Annotated in this window: 2 protein-coding genes; both read right to left on the bottom strand. The window is 56.4% G+C overall.

The window, feature by feature from the left end:
* Positions 1-97 precede the first annotated feature (97 nt).
* Positions 98-8,284, bottom strand: a complete 8,187-nt coding sequence (locus DFP98_RS38030; protein ID WP_116065865.1) for a cadherin-like beta sandwich domain-containing protein — start codon at positions 8,282-8,284, stop codon at positions 98-100.
* A gap of 163 nt (positions 8,285-8,447) precedes the next feature.
* Positions 8,448-9,026: M24 family metallopeptidase (locus tag DFP98_RS38035; protein WP_116065866.1), on the bottom strand; the 579-nt coding region annotated here is incomplete at its 5' end.

Raw genomic sequence — 9,026 nt, forward strand, 5'->3', positions numbered from 1 at the left:
ATAATATTAAAACAAACGAACATTATTGTCGAGCAGAATTTGAAGCGGAAAGAAAAGCCCGCGGAGCCTTTCCGGTCCACGGGCTTTCCAGCTAATCTTATTTATTGCGAACCGGCTTAATTTGTACGCCGCCTTCTTCCGACACGATTACGTTGCCTGAGGCCGATTCTATCTCGCGAATCGCCCAGTGGCTCGCCGGAACGTCCGGCCAAGAGGAGGCCGAGACTTCCGCAGTCGGCCGCTCGAGCAACTGGTTCAGCACTCGCACCGCTTCCGCTCGGGTCAAGGTTCTGTCCGGACGGAACGTGCCATCCGGGTAGCCTTTCAGAATGTCGGCCTGCAGCGCTTTGCCGATTGCTCCTGCCGCCCAATGCCCTTTGGCGTCGTTAGGAACAACAGGCTCAATCTGGATTGCCCCGTCTGGCGGAAGCAGTCTCGCTACGATGCTCGCCATCTCCGCGCGGGTCACGGCGGATTCCGGCCGGAACATGCCTTGGTTATCACCGCGCATCAGTCCAGAGCGCTGCATCGCCGCGATTGCTTCCGCCGCCCAATGACCGTTTGTAACATCCTTATAGCCTGAGACTTCCCCGACCGTCGTTCCCTCACTCAAACCAAGTCGATGGAGGATCATGGCGAACTCGGAGCGCTTGATCGATTGCGACGGTCCGAAGGTGCCGTCCGGATACCCCGACAAGTAAGGTTCCAGCGTTTCTCCCGTCGTGTCGCCGCTGCCGATCTGCACAGTCGTGAACGTACTGAACTTATCGACTTCAATCACAATGCCCGCTTTACCGCCCTCAAAGCGAATTTCGCCTTGAGCGAGCTTCTTCTCGCCGTCGCTATGTTCGATATACACCGCCAGCCCCGACAACATCCGTCGGGCTGCCGATTCGTCGGTCGGCAGCTTCAGGCCGTCAATCCGCAGCAGAAGCTCCGTCTTATAACCGGAGAAGTTGGTTTCGATCTTGACCGGGCGCCCGATGACGGTGACCGGTTGGCTGTTTGCAGCCTGCCTAACCAATTCCGCCTTCAGCACACGCTCGTTCACTTCGCTGCGCTCACTTGTCTTCACGATCGGCACGATTCGGAAGTAAGCATCCTTGCCTTGTGAACCAAGCTGCTTCAGCGAATCCGTCCGCAATTCAATGATACCCTCGGGCAGCTCGATTTGCAGCGAAATGCCGCTGCCGGACAGGAGAGTCATTGCTTGCGCGCTCAAGCTCACGAAGCGTTCGTCGGCAGGATCGCCCGGCATATCCGCCACTTGAATTCGTGCGACGCTTGTCTTGCTTTGCTTCGCTTTGGCCACGACGTCTTTCGCTTTATCTGCATCCAGCTTCACCGTATCGATGACGCTGCCATCAGATGCGGTCGTCCGCACGATCGGAATTTGCACCATCCAGCCTCCGGCTCCGCCGATAACCGTCGATTGGCGAACAGCTTCCGTAGATCCGGAGCCGCCGCTGCTTACTCGCGTTACGTCAATCGAATAGGTCTGAGAAGCGGTCAGATCGGCGGATTCCACCTGAATGCTGATCGTATTCAGTCCCATAGCCAGATTAGGCGTAAAGCTGCCGCCTCCCTGCAAGGTCTTGCCCATGACTGTAACCGTTGCCTGCGGGTCGCTTGTCGTTGCCTTAACGGTCATGCTGCCCCCGGTTAATCGCGTCTTCGTGCCGTAATTCAGCTTGTAAGGCGCAAAGTCTCCGTCCAGAGCAGCGCTCGCTTCCAGGCTGTCCAACAGCGGCGGCGCTGCAGGCGCGTTCTTCTGACGCACGACATTCAACGTATACTGGCGCGCGCTTTTGTCTTGAGCGCGAACCTCGATGACGACAGTCATGCTCTCCCCGCCGAACGGAAGCGATACCGGGCTGCCCGTCACGGCTTGTTCGTTGACGCGAACGACGGCGTCCGGTTGCTGCGCAATCGGCTGTAGCGTTAATTCCGTAGTGCCAGAAGGCACTAACAGTCGATAATCCGCCACGTTCGGGTCGAAAGTCGTCCCCAACGTCGCCCCCGAGGTCGCAATGCCTAACTGCTGAAGCTCAGCATTGCCGCTCGCCTCTCTCCATACGACTACCTCATAGCTTCGCGATTGCAAGCCGTTCGGCGCAACAACCGCCACAGGAATTGTATTTTCCCCAGTTAGCAGAGCAATCGTTTCGGAGGCCTGTCCGTTCTGAACCGCTTTACTGTCGACCGTGATCGTCGATCCGGCCATCAAAGAGCTCAGCGTCAACTTAACGCCTTCTACTGCATTGTCTACATTCACTTCGTAGACCTCTTCCGTTCCTGTAAACTTCGGTGCGGCAACCGTTTCTCCGGTCTGCGTCTTCAACGTCAGCCCGTTTAGCAAGGCTACGCTCGAACCGTTGGTCAATTGTAACGAGTAACTTTTTCCCGGCCCGCTTCCGTCCGGCTGTACCTGAATTTGCACTGTTCGTCCACCGGCCGGTACCTCAACTTCGACGTAACCGTCTGTCGCGAGCGTCTGCCCGTCAATTGTAACGATCGACGAGGCGACCATCGGCACCGCATAGATGCGAACCTTATTCGACTCGGCCGTCGCTTGATAGGACAGTGTGCCGAATTGATAAGGCGCATTCAAAAGCGCACCGTCAACCGTCAGTGCGGCCAGGTCGCTTGGATACGTCTCCCAAGGGCCGGTAAAATCCTTCAATACCTCGAAGCCGTAAGGCGTCACATTGCCGGCTGCATCTACAGCCTGCATCGAGATCACTTGACGATCCCCGCTGCCGCCCCACGCTATCGGAGCGTAATAGGCAAAGCGTCCTTCGCCGTCCAGCGGCACATTGACGCCGTCTATCTCCAACGTCGCTCCGACTTCCGTCTGCCCGACAATGAACACCTTGCCGGAGCTGTCCACCGTTCCGTTCAGCGAGATCGGAGCGCCCGTCGCATTGTTGCCGCCGGATGCGATCAGCAGCGGCTTCGTGCTATCGACAACTAGCCTACGGAATTCCACACTGCGATCGTCGCGTTCGTTCGTCGCTTCGATCTGCACGTTATACTCTCTCTCTTCAAGCTCTGCCATTCCCAATAGCTCGTTCAGATCGAAGGCATGTGAGCCGTTAGCCGGCACCTGCACGTTGTCGAATATTTGCCCGTCAACCGTCAAGCTGAGCTCGGCCGCTTTGTCCGCATTGACCGTAAGCGAAGCTTGTTTGGCAGCGGTAATCAACAGCGTCCCGTCGCTGCCGTCATAAGCTGTGTAATCGCGACTGGCAACCGGATGAGTCCCCGCATCCACGCCAATGTCCAGCGCGGCCGGTTGAGGAGCCGACAGCGTAAACGAAACGCTGTCGGACATCGGGCTCACCGCAAGCCGTCCGTCCCGACTGCCTACGGCCGTAACGGCCACTGTGTAATCGGCGTTCTCCGGAAGACCCGAGATCACCGCCTGCTGAGCGGCTCCGGGCTGCGGCTCGATATCCATCGCTGGCGTTGCAGGCTGCACTTCGGCGCCTTCGCCGATCCAAATCCGGTAGCTATCCACCTGCCCGGATACGGACGCGAAGCTCAAGGTCGCTTCCCCGTTGCCGGCGGATACAATTTGCGGTGCGCCTGGCGCCGCGAGCTCATACGCGGATTTCACTTCCACCGTGCCTTCCGCGATCGCGTAAGCCGGCGCTTCGTCCGCACTTGCTGCCATGACCGAAATCGAAAAGGTGCCCGGGACAGTTCCTGCAGGAATATCAATCACTTTGCTGCCAGAAGCCGCCAGTTCTTCGGCCAGCACTTCTCCGACGAACGACTCGCCGCCGTCGGTCAGCATGATGGTGGCTTCGGTGCCGGGAGCGGCGTGCTCCGTCGACCAATCGACCCGTATCCGGTTCTCCGCGCCGGCTACCGCCGCCACGGAAGCTTTTACTTCTGGAAGAGGAATAAGCTTCTGAATGTCCACTTCCACGCTCTTCTTATTCTGTATCGTCCACTTGCCGGCAGGAGCGTTCAATAGCGTAACGTACAGATGGTCGCGGCCGTCAATCGCCGGGGTGGGCGTGTCGACCTTCGGCACATCCAGCGGGTCTGCGCCAGTGGCCGAGGCGGGTACCCTATCCGATGCCGGCTGCACATAAGCGTTGCCGTCCGGATCGGAGAAATTCAGCCTGTAGACTTTGCCGCTCGGATCCAAAATGACCGTATCGGTACTGCCGCCGCCGATAGACAGCATGTAATCGCCTTTCTCCGCCAACTCCACGATCTTGGAGTAGCGGCCTTCGTCCAGCAGAGGCTTAATCGATTTAAATTTCCTGCTCGACTTGTAAGCCGCGATACTGACGAAGTCGCTTCCGACCGCCTTCCATTGTCCCTTCAGACTTACTCCATCCACCCAAACGGTCATTTTAGCTTGGGATTGGTCATATACGACATTCATTCCGCTCTTGCCCGAATCCGGCTGCAGCGAGTACGGCTCGCCGTTCGGCGCATATAAAATTGTATCCTCGCCCGCTCCGTAGATTTCCACGATTGCCTGTCCGTTTGAGGTTTGGGGCAGTTCGAACGTAGAAGGATACGCCTTGGCTTCCGCCCACGCCTTCAGCTCGTCCGTCGAGGTTTGGCTTGGCACACGTCCAATCCTTACCGAAGACGGGTTCTCGTCCGAAACGATCAGCCAAGTTCCCGCTTCCGCCGCACCGATCAGCGCATGCTGAATGCCGTCGGCATCGCGGAAGGCGTTCCACCCCGGCTGACCTGTTGCCGTCTGCAAATAATACGGCCGTCCATCCGGCTTATAGATGATGGCGTCGGACGGTCCGGCGTCCACTGCCAGCGCGAAAGAGCCCCGCTCCTCCAAGTAAGCGGCATAGATCGGCCTTTCAGGCGTCTGCTCCCACTTCTTCGCCAGTTGCTCCTGCGTCAGAGACGGATTTGCAAACAGCAACTCGTTCACGAGAATCCGGCTGTCGCTTTGTGCGGTCAGCTTCCAGTCGCCTTTGGCAAGCTCGGCCCGCACATAGGTTTTGTTCGCGCCGGCTTCGTAGACGGCTTCCGTCTGCACCGTATTTTCAGCATTAGGCTTATCGCCCGCAGAGAATTTCAAGACGGCATCCCGCTGGTCGCCCGTCAGAACGATCAACGCCTCAAATGCCCGGTCTGCCCGGAAACCAAAGGTCGTCCGTCCACCCGACGCGTCCGCCTGCGCCGACATCGACGGCGTACGGTCTACCGCGGTCAATTGCCCGTCCGCTATTCTCGCCGCCGCGTTCGGTTCCGCAGAGGAAATCGGTTGCGCCGCAAGGCTGACCGGAGTCAATTCATACACCCGCTCCATGTCCCCCGTTGCCGCAACAAGCGCAGTGCGGTTGAACTGTCCGAAGTCGAAATCTTTCTTCCAGTCGCCGGTCGCCGCGAGTCTGAACCGCATGTCGTCGGACGGATTATAGAGGAAAATCTCCTCTAAAATATCGCCGAGCGGTGCGATTTTATCGAAGAAATCGCTAATGCCGTTAAGAAAATCAAGCCCCTTCTCCCACCACGACTTCTTCGGCGGCTCGGCCTCCACTTCGAAAAAGATGGTATTGTTGGCGAATGTATACGAGACTCTTGCCCCGATTCCGTTATGTTTAAACACGCCAATAATCTGCTTCTCGTTCACACTGAGCACCACATCGCGAACCGTCGCCCCGCCAATGCGCGGGATGCCCTTAGGTACGTAAACGGTCGCTTTAACCGCTCCGCTATATCCTTTCTTATTGAAAGAGTAAGCCCCGATCGTCCCCTTGATCACGTCAAAGGCGTTGATGTCGCCCGAAGCGATGAACCCCGGCTGTGAGAAGCTCTTCAGGCCGGCGATGGACGGATTGACGACGGCCTGCATTTTCATTTGCTTGACCGCCAGCCAGTAATAATACTCGATACCGCTTGCCTCCAGGCCGTAAGGAGTCAAATCGACGGAGATATTATCGGTTCCAAGCAGATTAAATTTATACGCGGCGGACGGATGCTTCAGTTGTGGGACAAGAATATCCGTAACCGAACCGTCTATGCGGAACCGTTGGGGAATTTGCGTCTTCCCGGCCAAGTTGCCCACGTCGCCGAATAAATAGTCGATTTGCAAACCTGTCGAGGCGAAATTCGCCTTTTTGAACGTGTCGAAGCTGAGCTCGTCCAGATGTCCTTGCTTGAGGTCCATATACAGGTCGAGGCCAATGCTCGTGCCCGGCAGATTGCCTTTGCCGGTTACGCTGACATAAGGGAAGCGGCTGTCGATAACAAACTTTGTATTGGACGCGTCAATCGGCCCCAGCTTAAAGGACTTGTTCAGCGTATAAGTGCCGATAAGATCGAACCGGTTGTTGCGATACTGCAGCGCGTCCACCGGAACTGTGCCGGACACTTTCTGATTGCCCGCCGTGAAGCCAAGCTCCAGTTGTCCGGCCAGATTCACGCCGCCCTTGACGAAAGTCACGGAGCTGGGTTTAAACGGCATGTTCAGTCTCAAATAGTCGACCGCTTCCCCTCCGTTCAAAGCCAGGGAAAATTGATCCGACGAAAAGGAGAATGCCCCTTCGTAGAGCGTATACGGCACCGTCGCTCCTTGAATGGAAGCATTGACGAATAGCCGACCGTCGCCGCGAACGACGGTTTTCCCGTCCGCGCCGGTCTTGTCCACCTGAAGGCTGCTGCCCTTGAACAGAACGTTCCCGTTAAGAGTCACGACCTCATTAGGATCGTTCAGTGTATACAGGCCGGGTGTGGTAGGCAGCTCCGTAAAAGGACCCTGCACCTTCAGGACGCTTAAGTCGTTCCCAGAGGAAGGGGATGTGCTGGGCACTTCGATGCTATCGAAGTTGCGCGGCTTGTAGAAGTCGGTGTTGACGATCGTCAGCCCTTCGGACTCCTCGGTTGCCGGATCGTCTTTCATGATAATGTCCGTATATTTATCGTGTTCCAAATGTACTTCATAGACTCCCGGATCCAGATCGGCTTTCCAGGTCAGTTCCAATTGCGTTTCATTGATAATGCGGTATTCCAGAGGGATGACGTTGCCCCCGAATTGCAACGTGTAGTGAATTTCGCTTAGCGGCCTACGAAGCAAGTTCATCACGCCTTCCCCGACGGCGACGACCCGCTTCTTATCCTTCACGTGCAGCACGGACGGGCCGATTCGGTCAAAGCGAACGTCCCACTCATTCATATTATCTTCTACTTCGACCGTAAATCGCTTCGTTGCGGTATAGGAGGTCCCCACCTCGCTGGTCGCGTAACCGCGAACCTCATATTCTCCGAGCCATACGAGTCCGTTCAATACGGTAGTGAACGAGCCTTTCGTCTGCGGAGTGGCTCCATCATAAGGCAAATTAATCCACGGCTCCGTTCCGTCTTCCGAATACGCGCGGTATTCGATGCCGCGGGAGAAAACCGGCTTACTGCCGAGCGAGTAGACGCTCGTCACGACGCTGGCCGTATGGTTGACATTAGTCGGATCGAGTAAGGGGATCGGTTCTCCGACGAACTCGATGCCGGGCGGCGACAGAGGGATCACGAGATAGTTAAAAGTATTACCGGAAGAGTAGATAATGCTGCCGTCCGGCAAGCTAGCAAGCCCGCCGTTACTCGGGATGCTGGGAATTCCGGTGATCTCCTCGTAGGAGGCTCCGCTTCCCAAGGCTAGATCGTCGCTGGAGACTCGATAGAATTTATTCCATTCGTCCTGGATATACAGGTCGCCATCCAGGGAAATAGCCATCCCCACGATCGTCCTGGTGAACCCGCCAACCACTTCCGTAACCGGCGAACCTCCCTTCCCCACTTTGATAATGGTAGGGTTGGAAATATTCCGATTGTTGGCAACATACAGGTTGCCTTCCGAATCGAACGCTGTGGCGTACAGGAACATGGTATTGTTTGAGTCAAATGTAGCGTAGACCGACGCAGTCGATCCGTCTACCGGCAAGCCCGCCGTCAAGGACGAAGCCGGGATTTTATACACCTTGGGATCGCTGTCCCGCGTGTAGAAAAGGTCTCCGTCGATATTCAAGGCGACGCTCATGACATACGAGACGTTTGTCACGACCGTCTCGACCGCCGAATTCGCTAATGAAGTTCTTGTGATCGCGGGATTGGATGCGTCCACCCGATGCGCCGCATAGACAAACCCTCCATGATAGTCGATCTCCCGCGGCCCCGGGGCTGCGGGAATCGGATCCTTGGTAGCCGCGTGTGCTCCCGGAGCCAAATAACCTAAAAACAGAGACGTAACCAAAATAAAGCTTAACGACACTTGAACGACCTTGCTGAACAAAGATGATCTCATCGCTTGCCTCCGTTTGTAGAATAAACGCAAATTTCGTCGCAATATATCCTATTATAGGAAGGGGCTCTAAACATTTAATAAACAAATAGCTGCGGCTAAAAGGAAAAGCCCGTTCCGTTCGGCGTTGGGCCGAATGAGGAATGGGCTTTTCCAAAAAAACGAATTAAAACTCCAACTCGTGAATCGTGCCGATCGGGCTGCACAGCAGCTCGCAGCCGCCCTCGCGGATGACCGCGCCCTTCTCCCAGCGGATGCCGAACGTGTCCGTGGTGACGAACGTATCGATCTGGAACGTCATGTTCGGCTGCAGCAAATAGCTAGACGACGTCTCCATCCACGGCGCTTCCACCTCGATCATTCCCGTGCCGTGGCACGGGCCGTACAGATAGTTTTTCTCGTACCCGTTATCTTTGAAAAATTGCAGAAAGCCTTTCGCTACGTCGCTTGCCAGTACGCCCGCCTTCAAGTTCGCCTGCGTCCACTCGTGCGCCTTCAGCCCGAATTCGATGACCGCCCGGCGCTCCGGAGTCAGCTTGCCGAGGCTGATCGGCATGCCGATGCTCGGCGAGTAGCCGTCTACCTTGGCCGACAGGTTGAGCTGCACGATGTCGCCTTTATTGATGACACGGTGGGACGACCGGGAGATGGCATGACGGGTCGATTTTTCGCTGAAGATGTACATAGGCAAGCCCTCGTACTCCGCCCCGTTTTCATAGATGACTCGTTGCGCGACGCCGACCAT

It is taken from the genome of Cohnella phaseoli (assembly GCF_003386235.1).
In the GTDB taxonomy this organism is placed as follows: domain Bacteria; phylum Bacillota; class Bacilli; order Paenibacillales; family Paenibacillaceae; genus Cohnella; species Cohnella phaseoli.